The organism is Qipengyuania soli (assembly GCF_015529805.1).
Lineage (GTDB): Bacteria > Pseudomonadota > Alphaproteobacteria > Sphingomonadales > Sphingomonadaceae > Qipengyuania > Qipengyuania soli.
Window position 1 is genome coordinate 2644157 of the sequence record NZ_CP064654.1, and the last position, 20220, is coordinate 2664376.

The 20220-nt window shown below is 64.0% G+C and carries 19 protein-coding genes and 1 tRNA gene; 9 read left to right on the plus strand and 11 right to left on the minus strand.

Features of this window, described 5'->3' with window-relative positions:
* The first annotated feature begins 77 nt into the window (after positions 1–77).
* A complete protein-coding gene (locus IRL76_RS13275; RefSeq protein ID WP_200981793.1) occupies positions 78–875 on the plus strand; it encodes a crotonase/enoyl-CoA hydratase family protein in 798 nt (265 codons plus the stop codon).
* A 1-nt stretch (position 876) separates the two neighbouring features.
* Here IRL76_RS13275 and IRL76_RS13280 read toward each other — a convergent pair whose 3' ends face one another.
* From IRL76_RS13280 to IRL76_RS13300, 5 genes are all read right to left on the minus strand, one after another.
* Positions 877–1563, minus strand: coding sequence for an NnrU family protein (locus IRL76_RS13280; RefSeq protein WP_200981794.1), 687 nt, complete (start codon positions 1561–1563; stop codon positions 877–879).
* A gap of 76 nt (positions 1564–1639) precedes the next feature.
* Entirely contained in the window at positions 1640–2134 is a 495-nt protein-coding gene (locus tag IRL76_RS13285; RefSeq protein WP_246449802.1) for an FKBP-type peptidyl-prolyl cis-trans isomerase, read from the minus strand.
* 13 nt (positions 2135–2147) lie between these two features.
* Positions 2148–3440, minus strand: a complete 1293-nt coding sequence (locus IRL76_RS13290) for an amidohydrolase family protein (protein ID WP_200981796.1) — start codon at positions 3438–3440, stop codon at positions 2148–2150.
* Positions 3437–4819 carry an amidohydrolase gene (locus IRL76_RS13295; RefSeq protein WP_200981797.1) on the minus strand — a complete coding sequence of 461 codons (1383 nt, stop codon included), beginning with the start codon at positions 4817–4819 and terminating at the stop codon, positions 3437–3439. Before IRL76_RS13295 ends, IRL76_RS13290 begins: the two co-directional genes overlap by 4 nt.
* A 104-nt stretch (positions 4820–4923) precedes the next feature.
* Positions 4924–6573: a peptide MFS transporter gene (locus IRL76_RS13300; RefSeq protein WP_200981798.1), complete on the minus strand. Its 1650-nt coding sequence runs from the start codon at positions 6571–6573 to the stop codon at positions 4924–4926.
* Positions 6574–6768: 195 nt separating this feature from the next.
* Here IRL76_RS13300 and IRL76_RS13305 point away from each other — a divergent pair, with 195 nt between their 5' ends.
* The 7 genes from IRL76_RS13305 (at position 6769) to IRL76_RS13335 (ending at position 12445) form a co-directional block, all read left to right on the plus strand.
* Positions 6769–7110, plus strand: a complete 342-nt coding sequence (locus tag IRL76_RS13305; RefSeq protein WP_200981799.1) for a GntR family transcriptional regulator — start codon at positions 6769–6771, stop codon at positions 7108–7110.
* Positions 7111–7265: 155 nt separating this feature from the next.
* Positions 7266–7547, plus strand: a complete 282-nt coding sequence (locus IRL76_RS13310; RefSeq protein WP_200981800.1) for an integration host factor subunit beta — start codon at positions 7266–7268, stop codon at positions 7545–7547.
* 58 nt (positions 7548–7605) lie between these two features.
* Positions 7606–7690, plus strand: a tRNA-Leu gene (locus IRL76_RS13315).
* Between the two features lie 206 nt (positions 7691–7896).
* Complete coding sequence (locus IRL76_RS13320) at positions 7897–8511, plus strand: PilZ domain-containing protein (protein ID WP_246449805.1); 615 nt, start codon at positions 7897–7899, stop codon at positions 8509–8511.
* A 91-nt stretch (positions 8512–8602) separates the two neighbouring features.
* Positions 8603–10180 carry an NAD(P)/FAD-dependent oxidoreductase gene (locus IRL76_RS13325; protein WP_200981802.1) on the plus strand — a complete coding sequence of 526 codons (1578 nt, stop codon included), beginning with the start codon at positions 8603–8605 and terminating at the stop codon, positions 10178–10180.
* Positions 10181–10202: 22 nt separating this feature from the next.
* Entirely contained in the window at positions 10203–10619 is a 417-nt protein-coding gene (locus IRL76_RS13330; RefSeq protein WP_200981803.1) for a GtrA family protein, read from the plus strand.
* Positions 10616–12445 carry a hypothetical protein gene (locus IRL76_RS13335; RefSeq protein WP_216629297.1) on the plus strand — a complete coding sequence of 610 codons (1830 nt, stop codon included), beginning with the start codon at positions 10616–10618 and terminating at the stop codon, positions 12443–12445. The genes IRL76_RS13330 and IRL76_RS13335 overlap by 4 nt, the downstream gene beginning before the upstream one ends.
* Here IRL76_RS13335 and msrB read toward each other — a convergent pair.
* The 4 genes from msrB to IRL76_RS13355 form a co-directional block, all read right to left on the minus strand.
* The gene (gene msrB / locus IRL76_RS13340) at positions 12442–12951 is read right to left on the minus strand and encodes a peptide-methionine (R)-S-oxide reductase MsrB (RefSeq protein WP_246449808.1); all 510 of its coding nucleotides are present in this window, start codon (positions 12949–12951) and stop codon (positions 12442–12444) included. The genes IRL76_RS13335 and msrB overlap by 4 nt on opposite strands.
* Before the next feature lie 66 nt (positions 12952–13017).
* A complete protein-coding gene (locus IRL76_RS13345) occupies positions 13018–14358 on the minus strand; it encodes a cytochrome P450 (protein WP_200981805.1) in 1341 nt (446 codons plus the stop codon).
* A gap of 145 nt (positions 14359–14503) precedes the next feature.
* Positions 14504–15715 carry an ABC transporter permease gene (locus tag IRL76_RS13350; RefSeq protein ID WP_200981806.1) on the minus strand — a complete coding sequence of 404 codons (1212 nt, stop codon included), beginning with the start codon at positions 15713–15715 and terminating at the stop codon, positions 14504–14506.
* Positions 15712–16713, minus strand: a complete 1002-nt coding sequence (locus tag IRL76_RS13355; protein ID WP_200981807.1) for an ABC transporter ATP-binding protein — start codon at positions 16711–16713, stop codon at positions 15712–15714. Before IRL76_RS13355 ends, IRL76_RS13350 begins: the two co-directional genes overlap by 4 nt.
* Positions 16714–16757: 44 nt before the next feature.
* Here IRL76_RS13355 and queG point away from each other — a divergent pair, with 44 nt between their 5' ends.
* On the plus strand, positions 16758–17810 hold the full coding sequence (queG, locus tag IRL76_RS13360) for a tRNA epoxyqueuosine(34) reductase QueG (protein ID WP_246449811.1): 1053 nt from the start codon (positions 16758–16760) through the stop codon (positions 17808–17810).
* Here the strand turns inward: queG and IRL76_RS13365 are convergent.
* Together IRL76_RS13365 and IRL76_RS13370 are read right to left on the minus strand one after the other, a co-directional pair.
* Positions 17807–18955: a CaiB/BaiF CoA transferase family protein gene (locus tag IRL76_RS13365; protein ID WP_200981808.1), complete on the minus strand. Its 1149-nt coding sequence runs from the start codon at positions 18953–18955 to the stop codon at positions 17807–17809. The genes queG and IRL76_RS13365 overlap by 4 nt on opposite strands.
* Positions 18952–20178, minus strand: a complete 1227-nt coding sequence (locus IRL76_RS13370; RefSeq protein ID WP_200981809.1) for an NAD(P)/FAD-dependent oxidoreductase — start codon at positions 20176–20178, stop codon at positions 18952–18954. Before IRL76_RS13370 ends, IRL76_RS13365 begins: the two co-directional genes overlap by 4 nt.
* Positions 20179–20220: the final 42 nt, after the last annotated feature.

Consider the following 20220-nt stretch of genomic DNA (forward strand, 5'->3'; position numbering starts at 1 on the left):
GCGAACTTGCGCGCGCGAGACTGGGGTGACGAACCGATCCCTGGCTGGCATGAGCAGGGTGAAAGGATGCGCCGCCCATGTCATTGCTCCAGATCAAGTCTGCCAACCACGTCACCACGCTGACGCTCGACCGTCCCGACACGATGAATCCGCTCGGGGCGAAGGGCGATGGCGACGCATTTGCCGCGGCCTGCGATGCGATCAATGCCGATATGGACGTGCGCTGCGTGATCCTCACCGGTGCCGGACGGGCCTTCAGTGCGGGTGGCGACATCAAGGCGATGAAGGAGCGGACAGGGACCTTCGGCGGGACCGCCCCGGAAATCTCCGACGGCTATCGCAACAACATCCACAAGGTGCTGCGCGCGCTATACGGCCTGCGGGTTCCGCTGATCGCTGCAGTCAACGGGCCGGCGATCGGGCTGGGGTGCGACCTCGCGTGCCTTGCCGATATTCGCATTGCCAGCGACCGGGCCAAGTTCGGCGTCACTTTCCTCAAGCTCGGCATCATCCCGGGCGATGGCGGAACCTGGATCCTGCCGCGCATCATCGGTGAGGCGCGGGCGGCGGAGCTGTTCTACACCGGGGACGTGATCGACGCGGCAACTGCTCTCGACTGGGGCCTCGTCAGTCGCGTTGTGGACGGAAATGCGTTGATGGCAGAAGCCGAAGCCCTTGCCGCCAAGGTAGCGGCAATGCCCCCGCACGCATTGCGCCATGCCAAGAACCTGATGCGCCAGGGCCGGTCGGTGAGCTACGACACCGCACTCGAGCTCGCGGCAAACACGCAGGCGCTGATGCACCTGACCGATGATCACATGGAAGGCGTCGACGCGCTGATCGAAAAACGCGCGCCTGCCTTCAAAGGCACATAGGCTAACCGATCCAGCGCCAGATACCTGCGGGGATGCCATTGGCGTGAATGTGGCCATAGGTCGCGCCGAGCCAGAGCAGCAGCCCTCCGATCCAGGCCGTGGCTCCGCCCTTGGCAAGCTGCCCGAAACGCGGCCAATAGCTGGTCTGCGCCTCCCATTCAGCCCACGCGGTGCCCATCAGGACTTCCTTCTTGCGGTCCTGCATGTGCGCACCGACGAGCGAGAGAAAACCGAGCGCGCCTGCAAGCACTAGCTGGCGCGGGGTTGGGCTGAGCATCACATGAACTGCTGCCCACAGCGCGAAGGACCACATCATCGGGTGGCGGGTGACATAGAATACGCCATGCGGACCCATCGCGGCATGGGCCGCGGCGCGCGGATCGGGCATGGCGGGATTGCGGACGAAGGATCCTGCCAGCAGGACAGATGCAACCAGCATGACCAATGTGGCGATGACCCACGCGACATCGCCCATTCCGTCCCACAAGGGAAGCCCGCCGGGGCCGACTGCGCGAAATGCGAGGACTGCCCAGACGAATGTGGCGAGCGATACCAGCGAGTAGAGGCCGCGGAACCCGTTCTCTCCGAGCCGAGCAACGAGCGGCGCGCGAAGGGGATGCGACAGGGCGAAGTGCGTGCCGACGAAGGCAATCGCGGCGGCAACTAGCGAAAGCAGAGGCTGGTCCATAACGAAACCCCCATGTTGACGTTGTAAACATGAGTAGCACGATAATGCCGATTGGCAAGGTCTGTCGTGCGCCAGCCTATTCCCGAGCTTCGATGTCGAGCAGCTTGACCTTGAACAGCAGTGTGGCGCCGCCGGGAATGGGGCCCTTGCCCTTCGCACCGTAGGCAAGGTCGCCAGGTGCCGCGATCTCGATCGTGTCACCCACGCCCATCTGCGGGATGGCTACCTGCCACGCCTTGATGAGGCGACCGAGCGGGAAGGTGGCAGGTTCACCGCGGTCGAAGGATGAATCAAACGTAGAGCCGTCGGTGAAGGTGCCGGCGTAATGGACGGTCACCGTGTCCGCCACGGTGGGATGCCTGTCGCTGCCCGCATACTCGATATAGCGCCAGCGCAGGCCGCCATCCATGTAGTGCCAGCCGTCCTCGCGCTTGAGACCGGCCAGATAGGCTTGCTGAGCGCTCATCCAGACAAGGTCCTGCGACCGGTCGGGTCCGGAATCCTGCGCGGAGAGCGCATGGAACCCTACCGCCAGGGCAGCAGCGCCCAACGCGATCAGTGTTGTCCGCATTTCCTTCTTGTCCTTACCAGTCATAGGCCTTGGGCTGGTCGCTCTCGTCGAGATCCTTGTAGCGATCCCGGAGCCGGGTCTGATGGCTCTCGAGCGGTTGCTTGACGCCGTCGATATAGACATCGGTCGGGACCGAGCCGACCTCGAGCGGGTCGCCGTCCCAAATCACCACGTCGGCTACCGCTCCGGGTGCCAGCTGCCCGCCCTTCGCGCCCAGCCCGCTTATCTGCGCAGGGATTGAACTTATGGTGGCAAAGGCCTGCCCCCAGCTCAGCCCGTCCGCCCCCGGGATGCGCGTCAGGGCGACGAGGTTTCCGGCATACTGGTTGAGGTTGCGAGGATTTTCCATCGCATTGGCGTTGATCGCCACCTTCACGCCCGCCTTGACCATGCGGCCCACGTTAGATTGCGTCGCGGCGAGCTCTTCGAAGCTGCCGGGCAGATCGTCGAGTCCGTCTGCGATGACGGGAACGCCCGCTGCGGCGATTTCGCGGGCCGCCAGCCAGCCCTCGCTCGCTCCGAGGAGGACGAGGTCAAGCTTGGGCATTTCCCGCTTCAGGCCCAACACTGCGCGGATATCGCTCGCCCGCTCGACACCGACGTAGAGCGGTTGCTTGCCGTTGACCACGGCACCGAGTGCCTCTGCGTCCGCGCGCGGCAGGATGGCGCTTTCGGCGTCCCAGCGTCCGTTGGCATAGGCCACGGCCTCGCGCAGGGCCTCGGCCAGCTCGACGAATGTGGCCGCCCTGCTACCACCGGAAATGCGCGCACCGCGCTCGCCAAGCGCCACAATCTGGAACGCCCTCGCCTTGGTCACCGGCTGTGCATCGGCGCCGAGGTCGATGATCGCCCCCTGCCCGCCGAAGATCGAGCCGCTGGGCGAAGTGACGGTAGCTGCGCGCGTGATCCCGGCCCCGCGGTGGACAAGGATATGCTGCGAAGCGGGGTTTATGGCGGGCGAAACGTCCAGCGCCGCGCCCCATCGGGACTTGCCGGGTCGGCTGTCGTTCGATTCACTGACCGCTGACACGTCGGACAAGCCGAGAGATGTCATCGTCGCGACGAGCCCGGGTGTCACCCACTTGCCCTGCGCGTCCATTACCAAGTCGGTTTCGAAGGAACTGACGCCGGACCGGGGGCCTGCATAGGTGACGCGATTGCCCGCGACTATCACGACCCCGTCCGGAATCGGCTCGCTGCCGTCACCAGTGACGACGGTGGCGTTGACGATGACGAAATCCTCTGCTGCGGCAGGGACGGCAAGAGCCAGCGTAGCGGCAGCGGCGAGCAGTGCGCGGCGGATCATTTCACGTCTCCTTCGCCGGGCTGGCCCAGCTCGAAATCGCTTACCGGTCGACGTTTGCGATCCAGCGCATCGAACATCAGTGCGCCATCGATCCAGACCTTTTCGGGTCGCGAATAGACCGACAGCGGATTGCCATTCCACAGCACCACGTCGGCCATTTTGTCCGGCTCAAGACTGCCGGTCATCTTCTCGATGCCCATCGCCTTGGCTGCGTTGTAGGTGAACCACCCGACCACTTCCGCATCGGGAATGTCGACGCCGATGCGGTGGCCGGCGGCCTGCGCCTTGGCGGCTTCCTGGTTCAGGCGCTGGATGCCATTGGCATCATCGGAGTGGATGACCACGCAGGCACCCTGTTTGGCCAGCAGCGCGGCGTTCTCGAGAATGCCGTCGTAGCTTTCCATCTTGAAGCCGTACCAGTCGGCCCAGATGGCACTGCAGACGTCGTGTTCCTTGAGCAGGTCGCCGATCTTGTAGGCTTCGACCGCATGGTGGAAGGCGGAAACCTTGTAGCCCATCTCGTCGGCCATATCGAGGACGAGCGCCATCTCGTCCGCGCGGTAGCAGTGGTTGTGGACGAGGATCTGCCCCTCGAGCACGCCCTTCAACGTTTCCTTGGCGAGGTCGCGTTTCTTGCCGTCATACTCCTTCGCCTCGAGCCAGGTCTGGCGGTTGACTGCGAAGTTGCCCATGCGGGTCGAGGGCATGCGCCCCTTGCCGCCATAGACGCGCTTGGGGTTCTCGCCGCAGGCCATCTTGAAGCCATAGGGCGCACCGGGGAACTTCATGCCCTGAACGGTGCGGCTGGGCACGTTCTTGAGCGTAGCCGAGCGGCCGCCCATGAGGTTGGCCGAACCGGGCAGGATCTGCAGCGCGGTCACGCCGCCATTTGCAAGCGCACGAGTGAAGCCGGGGTCCTGCGGCCAGACCGAATGCTCTGCCCAGACTTGCGGTGTCATCGGCCCAGTGGCTTCGTTGCCGTCCTCATGCGCCTCGACCGCTGGGGTCGGGTAGTCGCCGAGGTGCGAGTGGATGTCGATTACGCCGGGGGTCACGAACTTACCGGTGCCATCGATCCGGTCGTAGCCTTCGGTCGATAGCCCGGCATCGCCGGTCGCCACGACCTTCCCGTCGCGAATGAGAACGGTGCCATTGTCGATGCGGCCGCCCCTCCCGTCATAAACAGTCGCGCCGACTAGCGCGGTAGGGCGACCGGGATAGGGCTTGTAGGTCGAAGGGAAGGGCGCTTCGCCGTCCTCTCCCGACGGCGCGTTCCAGTCCTTGGAAGAAGCCGATGCCGTATCGTTGCCGGAACCGGTGGTAGCGCAGCCCGCAACGGCGATTGCCGCTGCGCAGGCGAGCAGTGCGTGAATTTTCATGGAACCCCCAATGCAGTCGGGCCGGAGCATTGCTGCCCCGGCCCGAACCGTCAAATGCATTCGTCGGCGCCAGCGCGGCTTTCGCCGATTGGTGCCGAAGCCCGTCAGCGGGTTTCCGGATGGACGCCCGCTGCCTGCGGTTCGCCCGGACCTTCCTGCTGTCCGAGCAGGTCATCGCCAGCATCATCGTCACGCAGAGTCTCGAGATGCATGAGCTTCTTGACCAGCGGGCTGACCACGATGACGAAGATGCCGATGCCGACAGCCACGAGACCCATGGTCCAGTAGATGTTGAGCGCCGCTTCGCGGGTCATGTCGCCGCCTTCGCCTTCACCCATCAGCGAACCCATGAACCCGGCGACATAGTTGCCGCCCGCGGTGCCGAAGAAGAAGGCCGCCATCATCAGCGATGCCATATGCTTCACCGACAGGCGGTTCATCGCCGAAAGGCCGACCGGGCTGAGGCAGAGCTCGCCGGTGGTCGACAGCAGGTAGAAGAGGAAAATGAACAGCACCGGCACCAATGCGTTGCCGGCATTGTTCGCGCCCCAGACCAGCACCACGAAGGCGAGACCCATCTGGACGATCCCGAGACCCATCTTGGCCGGGGTCGAGGGTTCGAGCCCGCGCTTGGCCAGCACCTGCCAAAGACCGGCAAAAAGCGGGCCGAGCAGGATGATGTAGATCGGGTTGATCGACTGGAACAGTGACGTCGGTACGCCTTGGCGATCGACGAAGCGATCGGTGAACAGGTTGATCGAACCACCCGCCTGCTCGAACAGGCCCCAGAAGACCGGCATCAGCAGGATGAGGAAGATCATCGCGAAGACGCGGTCGCGCGCTTCGTTGTCGAGCTTGAAAGCTTCCTTGAGGACATAGAGCAGCAGCGCTGCGCCCGACAGGAGCAGGATCCAGCCCACGGCTTCCTGGTACTGGATCAGCATCCAGATGACCGCCACGCCGGCGAAGCCGACGAGGTAGAGGAAGTGCTCGAGCTTCAGGCCGGCAACGCGGTCGTGCAGCTTGGCCGGGACAGGCGGTTCGCCGCGGCCCATGAGCAGCGGCTTGCCGATGATGAACACGACGAGGCCGAGCAGCATGCCGATGCCCGCAGCGCCGAAGCCATAGGCCCAGCCGATGGTTTCGCCGAGGTAGCCGGCGATGATCGTACCGGCAGCCGCGCCGAGGTTAATCCCCATGTAGAAGATGGTGTAGGCGGAATCGCGGCGGATGTCGGTGCGCGGATAGAGCTGGCCGACGATCACCGAGATGTTCGCCTTGAGGAATCCCGAGCCGACGATGATCAGCGACAGTGCAAGCCAGAACATGTTGAGCGCCGGATCGCTTTGTCCGCCGTCGCCTTCGAAGGCCATGCAGAAGTGACCCAGCGTCAGCAGCACCGCCCCGAACAGCACGGCCTTGCGTTGACCGAGATAACGGTCGGCCAGCCAGCCGCCGAGGACCGGGGTAATGTAGACGAGGCTGGTGTACGCACCATAGATGAGGTTGGCGTTGCCGTCCGAATAGAGCCAGTGCTTGACGAGGTAGAGCGTCAGCAGTGCGCGCATGCCGTAATAGGAGAAGCGCTCCCACATTTCGGCAAAGAAGAGGACGAACAGTCCCTTGGGATGGCCGAGAACTTCCGGTTTCGGGCGAGTAACCGCCCAGGCACCGATAACCAGGAAGAAGGCGAGGACGACCGACGCGATCGCGACGATCCAGTCCGCCTCCTGCCACAAAGCCATGTCTTTCATGCGAATTCCCCGTAGATTATCTTGGTTCGGCCCTCCCCGGGCCGAGAATGGCGGGCACCCTAGCGGCTGAAACGCCTATGTGAAGCATTAGTTACAGCTGTCACCGCCTTGCGCTGCCCTGAACAGTACAATGCGGGAACCTTGTGCGCCGCGCTGTATTATGGCACTGTAGCAGCAAGTCTTCGGGGAATCGCCATGTCCAGCCAGTCAAAGCCCGTTTACCTCAAGCTCCGCGACATGATTGCGGCGGCCATCATCGACGGTCGCTATCCCGAGGGCGAGATGCTTCCGTCGGTACGGGCGCTTGCCGCCGAACAGGGCGCCAACCCGCTGACTGTGGCCAAGGCCTACCAGCAGTTCCAGAACGATGGCCTCGTCGAGGTGCAGCGCGGGGTTGGCATGTATGTCGTCTCCGGAGCTGCAGACCGCCTTCTCAGCAGCGAACGGCGCGAATTCCTGTCGCGCGAGTGGCCCGAGATCCGGGCGCGCATGGAACGGCTCGGGGTGAGCGTGGCAGACCTTCTCTCGGACGCCTGACCTACTGTTCCATTTGATGATTTCGCGGGTTGCCCGCGGCGGGACCATCTGCCAGAATGCACGGATTCCTTGGCGCGGTCGATGACTGCGGGGGGCGGGTCGCGAAAAACAACAGACGGGGTCGTGCCTGCTCGCAGGCATCCGGGAGAGCGCGTATGATCCGATCCGAATTGCTGGCGGCAATGGCCCAAGACAACCCCGACTTGCGCGTCGAAGAGGTCGAACGGGTGGTCGACATTTTCTTCGAGGAAATCGCCCAGCGCCTGGCCGAAGGCGGACGCGTCGAACTGCGCGGCTTCGGTGCCTTCTCGACCCGCGAGCGAGAAGCGCGCAAGGGCCGCAATCCGCGCACCGGCGATACGGTCGACGTGCCGGCGAAGAAGGTCCCCTACTTCAAGCCGGGCAAGGACATGCGCCGCCGTCTCAACGACGCGTGATTTCCGCAAGGCGCGCGATTGCGCCGCAAAGCTCCAGCCGTTAACGCCGGACCCGCTTGCGGGTGTGGCGGAATGGTAGACGCCGGGGACTTAAAATCCCCTGTCCCTTGGACGTGTGGGTTCGAGTCCCACCACCCGCACCACTCTCCACTACATCGAGCCGTCGGTCGGACGCCTGCCAGCCGGTCCCGTATGGGTAACAAACGACAACCAGCGCCTTATTCCGGTGTTAACACCTATGTGCCTATTAGCCACGAAGGAACGGGAAGAAACTAGAGCCTGACTTCGCGGCCCGGTTGGGGCCGTGGTGGCTAGGGAAGAGAAATTGATGGATTTCACGTCGGGACACGTGAGCGATCAATTCGGGTTGGCATCGGCGAGCGACCAGAGGTCGGCGCCGCGTTACACCTCGTTGATACGCGCAGCAAAGCTGGTTTGCGGACAGGGTGAGTTCGTCTGCGTCATACGCGACGTATCATCGACAGGGGTCAGCCTGCGAACATTTCATGCACTGCCTACCGATGTGTCCATTGCGTTGGAATTGCAGAACGGCGAAACCTATGAATTGCGCCAGGTCAGAAGGAACGGGTTCGAAGCAAGCTACCGCTTCCTGAAGCCGGTGCCGGTCGAACGACTGATCCATGAGAACTGGAATTTCCCCAAGCGGCAGCTGCGGCTCAATCTCGTAATGCCGCTCACCATCTCGACGCTCACGCAGAAAGCCAATGCGCTCTCGCTCAATATCTCGCAGCAGGGGGCGAGGGTGGAATGCGATGCGGTGTTCGCAATCGACCAGAACGTGCGTGTCTACAATGACTTCGTCCCGGAAATCCGCTGCAAGGTCCGCTGGCGCCGTGACGCGAATTACGGTCTCGCATTCGACAATTTCTTCACGCTGCGTGAATTCGCCCTGCTCGCTGCACGCGTGCAGTGTCCGATCCTGCTGACCGAAGAGAACCAGTAAGGGCACTTCCAAGGCACGCAGACTGCGCGCGTTAACCATGCCCTAACCAATTTCCTTCATTCCCCGGGAAGACAGCCATTCGGGGGAATTGATGGGTAAGCAGGCGAGTGAACTCAGCGTCGACGTAGCGATCATCGGCGCCGGTCCTGCCGGACTTACAGCGGCGTACCTGCTGACCAAGCAGGGCAAGACAGTCGCGATCATCGAAAAGGACGATACCTACGTCGGCGGCATCAGCCGTACGGTGGAACACGAGGGCTATCGCTTCGATATCGGCGGCCACCGCTTCTTCTCGAAGAGCCAGCAGGTCGTCGACCTGTGGAACGAGATCCTGCCGGACGACTTCATCCAGCGGCCGCGCATGAGCCGCATCTATTACGAGGGCAAGTTCTACAGCTACCCGCTGCGTGCGTTCGAAGCTTTGTGGAACCTGGGCATTCTGCGCTCGACCGCCTGCATGGCGAGCTATGTCTGGTCCAAGGTCTTCCCTATCCGCGACGTGAAGAGCTTCGAGGACTGGACGAGCAACCAGTTCGGCAAGAAGCTCTACGGCATCTTCTTCAAGACCTACACCGAGAAGGTTTGGGGCATGCCTTGCGACGAGATGAGCGCGGACTGGGCGGCGCAGCGTATCAAGGGCCTGTCGCTGTGGAGCGCAGTCATCGACGGGCTCAAGCGCAGCCTCGGGCTCAACAAGAAGCCCAATGACGGCATGGCGACCAAGACGCTTCTCGAAACCTTCCGCTATCCGCGCCTTGGCCCCGGGATGATGTGGGACGCTGCGCGGGACAAGGTGATCGCAAGCGGACTGGGAAACCTGTTCATGGGTCACAGCTTGAAGCAGCTGAGCGCCGACGCGCAAGGCGGCTGGCGCATGAGCGCGAGCGGACCCGAAGGTGAAGTTGTCGTCAGCTCCAGGCACGCAATCAGCTCCGCGCCGATGCGCGAGCTTTCGAAGCGCCTGCACCCGTTGCCGGCTTCGACGCTCCAGGCGAACGAGCTCAAGTACCGCGACTTCCTCACCGTCGCGCTGATGGTCGAGGGCGAGGACCTGTTCCCGGACAACTGGATCTACATCCACGACAGCAAGGTGAAGGTCGGACGCGTGCAGAACTTCCGCAGCTGGTCGCCGGAAATGATTCCCGATCCCGACATGGCTTGCGTCGGCCTCGAATATTTCTGTTTCGAGGGTGACGGCCTGTGGTCGATGGCGGACGAAGACCTTGTCGCGCTGGCGAGCGAGGAAATGGAAATCCTCGGGCTCGTCGACCGGAGCAAAGTAAGGGGCGGCACTGTCGTGCGACAGGAAAAGGCATACCCCGTCTATGACGAGGATTACTCTGCCAATGTCGATGCGATGCGCCGCGAACTCGAGGACAAGCACCCCACGCTCCACCTCGTCGGCCGCAACGGCATGCACCGCTACAACAACCAGGACCACGCGATGATGACCGCCATGCTGACGGTCGAAAACATCCTCGCCGGCAAGCGCATCTACGACACCTGGTGCGTCAACGAGGACGCCGAGTATCACGAGGCCGGAGACGAGGGCGCAGAGAAGGTCCTGCCCGCTCGCGAGACACTGCCGGTCAGCGAGGACCAGGCGGCCGCGCTCGCTTCGGTGCGCGATGTGCCTGAGCGGGTCGCCAGATCGAAACGGGCCGCCTGACGGCTGCGCGGGGGAACGGATCATGGGGGCATACTTCGACAGGCTGCGCGACATCAGGTTCCTGCGCTACCTGCTTGCCAGCGTTGGCGCATTGGCAGTCGACATGGGCAGCTTCCTGCTGCTCCTTTCCGCCCATGTGGCCGCCGCGCCCGCCTCCGCAGCGGGTTACAGCCTTGGCATCATTGCCCATTGGTTGCTGTCGAGCCGTGCAGTCTTCGCCGATAGCGTTGCCGCAGGGGGCAATGCCCGTCACATGCAGAAAGCCGGGTTCGTCGGTTCGGCGCTTCTCGGCCTGCTGCTGACGACGTTGATCGTGGGCGCGGGTGATGCTGCGGGGATCGATCCGCGCCTCGCCAAGGTCGCCGCAATCGGGGTCAGCTTCATCGCCACATGGATCGTGCGCAGTCGCTTCGTGTTCCGCGCGCGCACGGTGACATGATCGGCTTTGCCGAACGTCGCAGGCTTGCGCCTGTGCCGATGCCCGAGCATTCGGCGCACCGCCTGCCGTGGCGGGCGCTTCATGACGCACACAGTGTCGCCGCACTGGTCTTGCCTTGGCTGGCCTTCACGTTGCTGATCGGCTGGACCATGCGCAACCAGATCGGGACACTCGCTATCGCCGATCCCGACGATGCCATGCGCCTGCTCGAGGTACGCGACTGGCTGGGCGGGCAGAGCTGGTGGGACGTGACCAACTACCGCGCCGGAGGGGCCGAGGGCTTCTCGATGCACTGGTCGCGGCTGGTCGATGTGCCGATTGCTGCACTGGTTCTGCTGTTCGACCTCTTTCTGCCGGCTGAGGCTGCCGAACGTGCCGCGATCGCCCTGCTCCCGCCGCTGCAGATGCTGATCGCACTTTTCATCCTGCGCAGCACTTTGCGCTGCCTCGGCTTCCGTGACGCCGCGGCGAATATCGTCCTGCTGGTAGTACCGCTGCTTTCGCTGGTAGTCGGCAATATGGTGCCGATGAAGATCGACCACCATGCCTGGCAGGCCATCTGTGCCATCGGAATCCTGCGGCTCATGGTCGACCGGCGCGCCATGACGCGCCAGACACTGTTCGCGGGCGCATTGGGCGGGCTGCTGGTCACGATTTCGGTCGAGGGCCTGCCCTTCATCGCTGCGGCATGTGCAGTGTTTGCGCTTCTCCATCTGATGGACGCTCACGATCGCGGGCTCGCACTGTTTCTCGCCGGTCTGGCAGCTTCGTCCGCCCTCCTCTTCCTCGTAACGATTCCTCCCGCGCTCTGGGCATATCCGCATCCTGACGCGATAAGTTGGCCGCACCTCGCCGGTTTCACTCTGGCAGCACTGGCTGCGTGGGCAATCTCACGCCGTGGCAAGCCTGCGCTTCCGGCGGTGCGGATCACCTTGCTTTCACTCGTTGCCATCGCCGGTGCCATGCCGGTCCTTGCCACGTTCGGCCTCGAAGGCGTCGCGCCATTCGGCAATATCGACCCGCTCGTGAAGGAGTACTGGCTCGACGGGATTCAGGAGGTGAAGCCTGTCTTCCGGCTCTTGCCCGATGCCGCCGCCATGCTGGGCTGGATGGTGGCGCTCTACCTGCTAGCGCTCGCAACGCAGCTGCGTAAACGGCTGGGTAGCGACAATCCGCGCGGCTGGTTCATCACCTTTGTGCTCGCCGGACTGATGCTCGCGCTCTCGCTGGTCGTGTTCCGCGTCGCGCTCCTGGCGCAGCTGCTGATGACGCCTCTGCTGGCGGCGATGCTCCACGACACGCTGCGCACCGCTTCGCGCTTCGACAACCCTGTCTTGCGCGTCTTCGGCATTGCCATCGCGCTGATCGTTCTGAGCCCCACAGCGGGATCGCTCGCAGGCAAGGCTATCGTCGCCAATGCCAATTCACAGGTTCGCGGATCGTCCGACATCGTCGCGAGCGATTGCGATCTGACGCGTCTCGCCGGCCTGCCTGCCGGACGCATGCTCACCTCGATCGACATCGCGCCGCAAGTCATGCTGCGAACCGGGCACTCCACGGTCGCCGCTCCGTATCACCGCAACCAGGCGGCTTTGCGCGGCGCGATCCTAACCTTCACTTCCCCTGCCGAAGAGGCGTCCGCAAGGCTTGCCGCCCTTGATGCCGAGTATGTGATGATCTGCCAGGGCACACCGGATACCGCGAGTTATGCCGCGGCGAGCGATGACAGCCTTGCTGCCGCCCTGCTTGCCGATCGCGCGCCTGCCACGCTCGCCCCGGTTGCCGGGTTCGACAGCGGCGCGCTCCGCGTCTGGCGGGTTCGCTAGGCGGGACGGAAGTCCAGCGCCACGCCGTTGATGCAGTGGCGCTTGCCGGTCGGGCGCGGGCCATCGTCGAAGATGTGACCGAGATGCCCGCCACAGGTCGCGCAATGCACTTCGGTACGTGCGTAGCCGAGCTTGTAGTCTGTCGACGTGCCGACGGCTTTTGGCAGCGACTGCCAGAAGCTCGGCCAGCCGGTGCCCGAATCGTACTTGGCCTTCGACGAATAGACGGGCGTTGCACAGCCGGCGCAGGCGAAGGTGCCGGCGCGGTGCTCCTTGTTGAGTGGTGAGGAGAAGGGGCGTTCGGTCCCTTCATCGCGCAGTACCCAGTATTCGGTCCTGGTCAGCCGCTTGCGCCATTCGGCGTCGGACAGGGTGACCGGAAATCCCTTCGCCTCGGCGCGTCCCGAGCCGCAGGCGGTGAGGGCGATGAAACTCGCGGATGCGCCTATCCAGCCGAGAAGGCCGCGGCGGTCGAGCGAAGGCGTGTGCATGGCAATCCGTCTCATGGCGCGGGGATAGTACCCCGCGCCTGAACTACGCTTGAAATGGCAGAAAGGTTACTGCCGGCCCGATCAGAAGTTGGTGATCTCGACCTCGAGCTTGCGGAAGCCGTGGACGAAGTTCGCCTTCACCCGCTCGACGTCACCCGCAAGATGCACGCGCATGCGGCGCTTGTGCATTTCCTCGAGAAGGACGCGTAGCTGCAGTTCGGCAAGTCGTGCGCCCACGCAGCGGTGGATGCCGTAGCCGAAAGCGATGTGGCGGCGGGCATTCTCTCGCGTGAGGTCGAGCTTGTCGGGGTTCTCGAACACTTCTTCGTCGCGGTTGGCCGACAGGTACCATAGGACGACCTTGTCGCCTTTCTTGATTTGCTGGCCGAACACTTCGGTGTCCTCGACACAAGTCCGCCGCATGTGGGCAAGCGGCGTCTGCATGCGGAGCATTTCCTGCACCGCGTTGGGGATTACCTCGGGGTTCTGTTCGAACAGCTTGCGCTGGTCCGGGTTCTTGTCGAGCTGGTAGACGAACCCGCTCATGGAATTGCGGGTCGTGTCGTTGCCGCCGACGATCAATAGGATGAGGTTGCCCATGAATTCCTGCGGGCTCATCTGGTTCATCGCCTCGGAGTGAATCATCATCGAGATGAGATCGTCACCCGGCTCCTTGTCGTGCGTGCGCTCGATCCACAGCGACTGGAAATAGGCCGCCATCTCGTGGAGGAAGCCCCAGCGCATGTTGTCGAGCTCGCGCACGGTGGCGAGTTCGGTATCGCCCGACCAATCGGACCAGAAGGTCAGCAGGCGGCGGTCTTCCCAGGGGAAGCCGAACAGGATCGCAAGCATGCCCGTGGTCAGTTCGATGGAGACCTTGTCGACCCAGTCGAACACTTCGCCGCGCGGCAGCGTGTCGAGAAGTTCTCCGGTACGCTGGCGGATCTCGCCTTCCATTTCGGCCATGCCGCTGGGCGTGAACTTGGGTGCGACGGTGCGGCGCTGGCCGGTGTGCTGCGGGCGGTCCATGGCGATGAACATCGGCAGCTCGCGCCGTTCTTCGATCCCGGCCTCCTTCAGCTCCTCATCGGTCAGCCGGTTGAGGATGGTGATGCCGCCATGCTCCCAGCTCGACGAGAAAATGTCGGGCAAGGCCTCGATGTGCTGGATCGCCTTGTGGCTGACCACCGCCCAATATGGCCCGAACGGGCTTTCGGGGATGTAATGGAGGGGCCCCGCCGCGCGCATTTCACGGAAGATCGGGTGCCAGGTGTTCTCGGCGTAGATGTCCGACCGGCTGACGTCCCACTTGTGCGGATGCTCGAGCTTGTCCTCGGGGTGCTCTTCGAAATGCTTCTTCAGCGCCTGGTAGGCGCTCGGCTCGGAGCGGCATTCGGGACGGGCGACGGCGGCGGTTGCCATTCTTCTCTCCTCTCGCGCCGACTCTTTGTGCCGGCCTTCTCTCGAAACGCATCCTGCCGCAACTGACAGGAGTGTCAATAGTGCGTTGCAAATTGGAACCTATCTATCAGGCCCACAACGAGAGAAATTGCACCGGTGCGACCGTTCAAGTGGCGCTAACTGCGCCGGAACGTCCCTTCGTGGCGCGACCCGCCTTGCCTGACTTCATCACCCGGCGCCGGAACAGCGTCGCCCCGAAGCGGACAAACAGCGCCACGCAAAGTCCCTGCCATGCAAGGGCCAGTGCATGGGGCCAGACTGCCTCGGACTGGGCGGCGCGGGCAAGCATGGCGAAGGGCGAAGACAGGGGGAAGATCGCTGCGAACAGCTCCATCGGCGATCCCGGCCGGGTGATGGACCCTGCGGCGAGGAAGAACACCAGGAGTTGCGCCATGGTCACGGGCATCGACAACGTCTGCACCTCGCGCACCGTTGCCGCCATCCCCCCGATGGTCAGGAAGATCGAACCGAGCAGCAGATAGCCCATCGCGAAATAGGCGATGCCGAGGGCGATGAAGGCGGGCCAGCCCAGCGCCGGTTCGGGCAGCTGCGGCAGGCTCTCGCCTGCGACGAGCCCGACCAGGCCGCCGAAGCTTGCCCACACGATGATTCCGACGAAGCTCACGCCAAGCATGGCGAACAGTTTGCCGAGAAACACTGCGTCCATCGGAATGGCTGCGGCGAGTACTTCGATGACCTTGTTCGCCTTCTCTTCGACGAGGTTCGAAAGCACCATGCCTGCCAGCAGCATCATCAGCAGGAACAGCAGCAACTGTCCCGCCTGTGCGGTGCTGATGCGATCGGTTCGCGCTGCTGCCGCGCTGGTGGCGACGGGGTCCTGTTCAACCTTCGGGAATGCCCTGGGCGACGAATCTGCAGCGGTCGCGGCTATCAGTGCTATCGATCCGCGCCAGCGTTCGATCTGTCCCTCTGGCGCAGTCAGCCTGGGGGCTGCGATGGTGCCCGTCACTACGGCGGAGAAGTTCTGCTCCGGCCGCTTGAGTATCTCTCCCGGCGGATCGCCACTCTCCTCGGCCACAAGGCCGGGCAGGGCATAGCCGACTTCGGGTGCCAGCGTATCGCGGGCTGCCATCATCGCCGCATTGTCGGCAGGCGACATGGCGATGGCCACGGCATTGCTGACCGATTCGCGCTGCACCTGTCCCCCGATTCCGCCGGCCAACCCGCCAATAAGGAGCGGGAAGAGCGGGCCGAGCAGGAAGAAGAAGAACGCGCGGCTGAACAGGATCGCGTGAAAATCGCGCCGGGCAATGACGCGCGCGGCCTCGAAGCGAGAGAGGCGGGTGGTATCGCTCATCGTGCAGCCTCCTCGGCATTGTCCTCGGCAAGCGCACGGGCAGCCGCCTCGCCAGCGATTTCGACGAAGGCGTCGTGCAGGCCGGCGCGTTCGATCGAGAGCGACAGGATACCCGCTCCGCCGTCGATCAGGCGCTTGAGCAGCACCTCGATCCCGGTGTCGGGAACAGGGAAATACCAGAAGTGCCCGGCCCCGGCCTTGGCATCATGGCGGGCATCTTCTGGCAGGGCGTTGCGCCATTCGCCGCTCTCGGCCCGGGTTTCGAGCCGTACCTGCGCCGGTATGCGATCGCGCGCCACGTCGACCGAGCCGGCATAGGGCACTTTGCCCCCGGCAATGATCGCGACCTCGTCGCACAGCCGCTCGGCATGATGGATGACATGAGTCGAGAAGATCACCGTCGTGCCTTCGTTGGCGAGGCGGCGGATCATCTGTTCGAGCTTGCCCTGGTTGATCGCATCGAGCCCGCTGAAGGGCTCGTCGAATACCACCAGCTTCGGCTGGTGGACCAGCGTGCCGAGCAGCTGCACGGTCTGCGCCATGCCCTTCGACAGCTGGCGGATCTGGCGGTCGATCGCGTGACCCATGCCGTGCGCCTCGAGCAACTCGCGCCCGCGTGCCTTGCCTACTTCCAGCGGAAGGCCGCGCAGCGCGCCGAGGAAGGCGATGGCATCGTCGCATTTCATCGCCGGATAGAGCCCGCGTTCTTCCGGCAGGTAGCCGATCAGCTTCGCGACTTCGTGCGGGCGATCGTTGCCGAATACGCGGCGCACGCCCTCATCGGGATCGATGATGCCCAGGAGCATGCGCAGGGTCGTGGTCTTGCCAGCGCCATTTGGGCCGAGGATGCCGTAGATCGCGCCCTCCGGCACCGAGATGTCGACGCCGTCGACCGCCAGCGTGTCGTCGAAACGTTTGACCAGTCCACGCGCCTCGATGGCGAGGCCTGGTTGACTGTCAGCAAAGGGTCGCGTCATGGCGCCTGTCTCGGTAAGCATGCCGGATCATTAACCGCTGCCAGTGAACGGGAGCCTCCGCAAGATTGGTTAATCCGGCCTCAACAGGCGCGCTGCGTCAGGCCCTTATCGAAGAGGCCCGGAAGCTCGGCTTCGTCGCCTGCGGTTTCACCGTGGCGGGGCGCGATGACGTGCGTGCCGCGCGTCTGGAAGAGTGGCTGGGCGAGGGTCGCCATGGCTCGATGGAGTGGATGGAGGCGCGCAAGGAACAGCGCGTCAGCCCACAAGGCTTGTGGCCCGAGGCTAGGAGCGTGATCGCGCTCGGCATGAGCTATGCGCCCGACATCGACCCGCTGGCGCTGGAAGGCCGACCGGACAAGGCACGTATCTCGGTCTATGCGCAGGGGCGCGACTACCATGATGTCGTGAAGAAGGCGCTCAAGGCGCTGGCTCGCTGGCTCATCGAACGGGAGCCGACAAGCAAGCTCAAGGTCTTCGTCGACACCGCGCCGGTGATGGAGAAGCCGCTTGGGCAGGCAGCCGGGATCGGCTGGCAGGGCAAGCACACCAATCTGGTCAGTCGCGAGCACGGCAGCTGGCTGTTCCTCGGGGCGATCTATACTACGCTGGAATTCGAACCAGATGCACCGGGCAAGGACCGCTGCGGATCGTGCCGCGCCTGTCAGGATGCCTGCCCCACGGACGCCTTCCCCGCACCCTACCAGCTCGATGCGCGGCGCTGCATTTCCTACCTGACCATCGAGCACAAGGGACCGGTGCCGGAGGAATTGCGCGAGAAACTGGGCAACCGCATCTACGGATGCGACGACTGTCTTGCCGTCTGCCCGTGGAACAAGTTTGCCGATGTCGCGCATCGCCACCTCAAGCTCGCTCCGCGAGAGGAATTGATTGCACCCGATCTCGCAACCTACCTTGGCTTCGACGATGCCAGCTTTCGCCAGCATTTCTCGGGCTCGCCGATCAAGCGCATCGGCCGCGACCGCTTTGTCAGGAATTGCCTCTATGCCGCGGGTAACGGCCGACTGGCGGCGTTGCGCCCCCTAATCGATCCTCTGCGTGGTGACCCGGACCCCGTCGTCGCCGAAGCCGCCGCGTGGGCACTCGCCCGCATCGGTTAGGGCTTGTTGTGTTGTCCCAATAAGGGCGCGGGGGCGGGTTCGGCCTGCTCCCAGCCCGAAAACCGGGAGGGTTCTCGCATCTCCAGATGCGCGCCCTCGCTCGGATGCTCACGCCGGGTCATAAAGCCGGTAGCGGTGAGATGCGGTTCGCTCGCCATGTCGGCCATGTCGCGCACGGCCATGGCAGGCATGTCATTGGCATGCATCAGCGCGACGACTTCCGCGGTGGTGAACTTCGGTGTGAGGGCGGCGATCCGGTCGTAGAGTTCAGGCACCGCGGCAATGATTCCGGGAAGGGTGGAGAAACGCTCCTGCCTCGCAAATTCCTCGTCACCCAGGATTGCGATCACCTCGCAGAAGTGCTGCGGCCGATAGGGGACGACGCTGACATAGCCGTCGGAAGTCGGGAAGGGCTGGCGATGCGGGTCGATCTGGCGGGCATAGCACGCCTGTCCGACCGGCGGATCGAAAGTGATGCCGCCGAGATGTTCCTTGAGCATGAAGCTGCTGAAGGCCTCGAACATCGGGACCTCGACATGCTGGCCCTCGCCCGTGCGCAGGCGGTGGATCACGGCGGCCATCACCGCATAGGCGGCATGCAGTCCGGCAACCTTGTCCGCGATGAGCGAGGGCAGGTAGCGCGGACGCGGATCGCCATCGACGCGCGGCAGCAAGGTGGTCGTCCCGGTTCCGGCCTGGATAACGTCGTCATAGGCCTGCAGGCCGGCATAGGGTCCGTCCGACCCGAAGCCGACGCAATGGACATAGATGATGTGCGGCGCGAGTTCGCGCACGTCCTCGTAGCCGAAGCCCAGCCGCCCGATCGCCTCGGCGCGGACATTGTGGATGAAGATGTCAGCCTCGCGCAGCATTTCGCGCATGGCCTCGCGGTCGGCTTCGAGCTTGAGGTCGAGCATGACCGACTTCTTGCCGCGGTTGAGCGCGATGAAGGCCGGGCCCATGCCCAGCGTCTGCGCGGGACTGGCGGCATAGCGGAAACCGTCGCCGCCGGGTGCCTCGACCTTGGTGACGTCGGCTCCGAAGTCGGCGAGGATCTGGGTGCAATAGGGCCCGAAGACCACCGAAGTCATGTCGACCACCCGCAGACCGTCGAGCATCGCGCGACCGTCCGCAGGATCGATCATTGCATTTCCTTCAGCTGGACTTCGGCATCTGCGAGGAGTTCGGGCGCGAGTTGCGCGCGGTCCATCACCAGCTTGCGACCCTGCACGTAATCCTTGGTGTTGTTGACGCAGTCGAGCGCGATCACTGCGCCCTCCTTGAGGTAGATTACGCTGAACTTGCGCGCCGCAGGATCGCCGCGCAGCACGGTGGCATCATAGCCCATCGAGATGCCGACGGTCTGGAGCTTCAGGTCGTACTGGTTGGACCAGAACCACGGCACCGCGTCGTAATCTTCCTTCTCGCCCATGATCGCCTTGGCCACCAGCGTCGCCATGTCATTGGCGTTCTGGACCGATTCGAGGCGAATGACGGCATTGCCAGCATAGGGATTGGCGTGGCTGGCGCAGTCACCGATGGCGTAGACGTCGTCGAGCGGCGTGCGGCAATAGGTATCGACGTCGACCCCGTTGGAACCCGAGGCCCCTGCCGCGATCAGGGGACCGACCGAGGGGACAATACCGATCCCGACGATTACGATCTCACACGGGATGGTTTCGCTGGCATCGGTAACGACTGCGGTGACCCGGCCGTTCTCGCCCTCGATCCGCTCGACGCCGGTCGACAGGCGCAGGTCGACGCCATGCCCGCGATGCTCCGCGGCGTAGAAGTCCGAAAGCTCCTGGCCTGCCACACGGGCGAGGACCCGGTCCTGCATTTCGATGACCGTTACTTCGCAGCCGAGCTTGCGCAGGACGGCAGCGGCCTCGAGCCCGATGTACCCTGCTCCGACTATGACTGCCCGCTTCGCGCCGGCGGCGAGTTCGTCGCGCAGGGCGTCGACGTCCCGGCGATTGCGGACATAGTGGATGCCAGTCAGCTCGGCTCCCGGGCAGGACAGGCGCCGGGGATCCCCACCCGCTGCCCAGATCAGCTTGCGGTAGGTGACGCGCGTATCGTCCGACAGCAGCAGCTCGTGCGCCTTGGCATCGACCTCGTTGACGTTGCGACCGAGGCGCAGTTCGATCTTGCGATCGGCCCAGAACTGTTCGGGCCGAATCTGGATGCGCTCGAACGGCTTTTCGCCAGCGAGGTATTCCTTCGACAGCGGCGGGCGCTCGTAAGGCGGGTTACGGTCGCGGCTGACCATGAGGATCGAATCCTCGTGACCGGCCTGGCGCAGGGCGATCGCGGCCTGGGCACCACCATGCCCCGATCCGACAATGACGACGTCGAAATGCTCCATTGCGCCGCTGGCTGGCGTCAAAATCGCCGGCGGTCAAGCATT

Coding starts and splice junctions, on each gene's coding strand:
- IRL76_RS13305 (WP_200981799.1), top strand. CDS start 6,769: ATGTCCAGCCAGTCAAAGCCCGTTTACCTCAAGCTCCGCGACATGATT.
- IRL76_RS13285 (WP_246449802.1), bottom strand. CDS start 2,134: ATGCGGACAACACTGATCGCGTTGGGCGCTGCTGCCCTGGCGGTAGGG.
- IRL76_RS13370 (WP_200981809.1), bottom strand. CDS start 20,178: ATGGAGCATTTCGACGTCGTCATTGTCGGATCGGGGCATGGTGGTGCC.
- IRL76_RS13335 (WP_216629297.1), top strand. CDS start 10,616: ATGATCGGCTTTGCCGAACGTCGCAGGCTTGCGCCTGTGCCGATGCCC.
- IRL76_RS13275 (WP_200981793.1), top strand. CDS start 78: ATGTCATTGCTCCAGATCAAGTCTGCCAACCACGTCACCACGCTGACG.
- IRL76_RS13280 (WP_200981794.1), bottom strand. CDS start 1,563: ATGGACCAGCCTCTGCTTTCGCTAGTTGCCGCCGCGATTGCCTTCGTC.
- IRL76_RS13295 (WP_200981797.1), bottom strand. CDS start 4,819: ATGAAAATTCACGCACTGCTCGCCTGCGCAGCGGCAATCGCCGTTGCG.
- IRL76_RS13365 (WP_200981808.1), bottom strand. CDS start 18,955: ATGATCGATCCTGCGGACGGTCGCGCGATGCTCGACGGTCTGCGGGTG.
- IRL76_RS13290 (WP_200981796.1), bottom strand. CDS start 3,440: ATGATCCGCCGCGCACTGCTCGCCGCTGCCGCTACGCTGGCTCTTGCC.
- msrB (WP_246449808.1), bottom strand. CDS start 12,951: ATGAGACGGATTGCCATGCACACGCCTTCGCTCGACCGCCGCGGCCTT.
- IRL76_RS13310 (WP_200981800.1), top strand. CDS start 7,266: ATGATCCGATCCGAATTGCTGGCGGCAATGGCCCAAGACAACCCCGAC.
- IRL76_RS13300 (WP_200981798.1), bottom strand. CDS start 6,573: ATGAAAGACATGGCTTTGTGGCAGGAGGCGGACTGGATCGTCGCGATC.
- IRL76_RS13325 (WP_200981802.1), top strand. CDS start 8,603: ATGGGTAAGCAGGCGAGTGAACTCAGCGTCGACGTAGCGATCATCGGC.
- IRL76_RS13345 (WP_200981805.1), bottom strand. CDS start 14,358: ATGGCAACCGCCGCCGTCGCCCGTCCCGAATGCCGCTCCGAGCCGAGC.
- IRL76_RS13355 (WP_200981807.1), bottom strand. CDS start 16,713: ATGCTTACCGAGACAGGCGCCATGACGCGACCCTTTGCTGACAGTCAA.
- IRL76_RS13350 (WP_200981806.1), bottom strand. CDS start 15,715: ATGAGCGATACCACCCGCCTCTCTCGCTTCGAGGCCGCGCGCGTCATT.
- IRL76_RS13330 (WP_200981803.1), top strand. CDS start 10,203: ATGGGGGCATACTTCGACAGGCTGCGCGACATCAGGTTCCTGCGCTAC.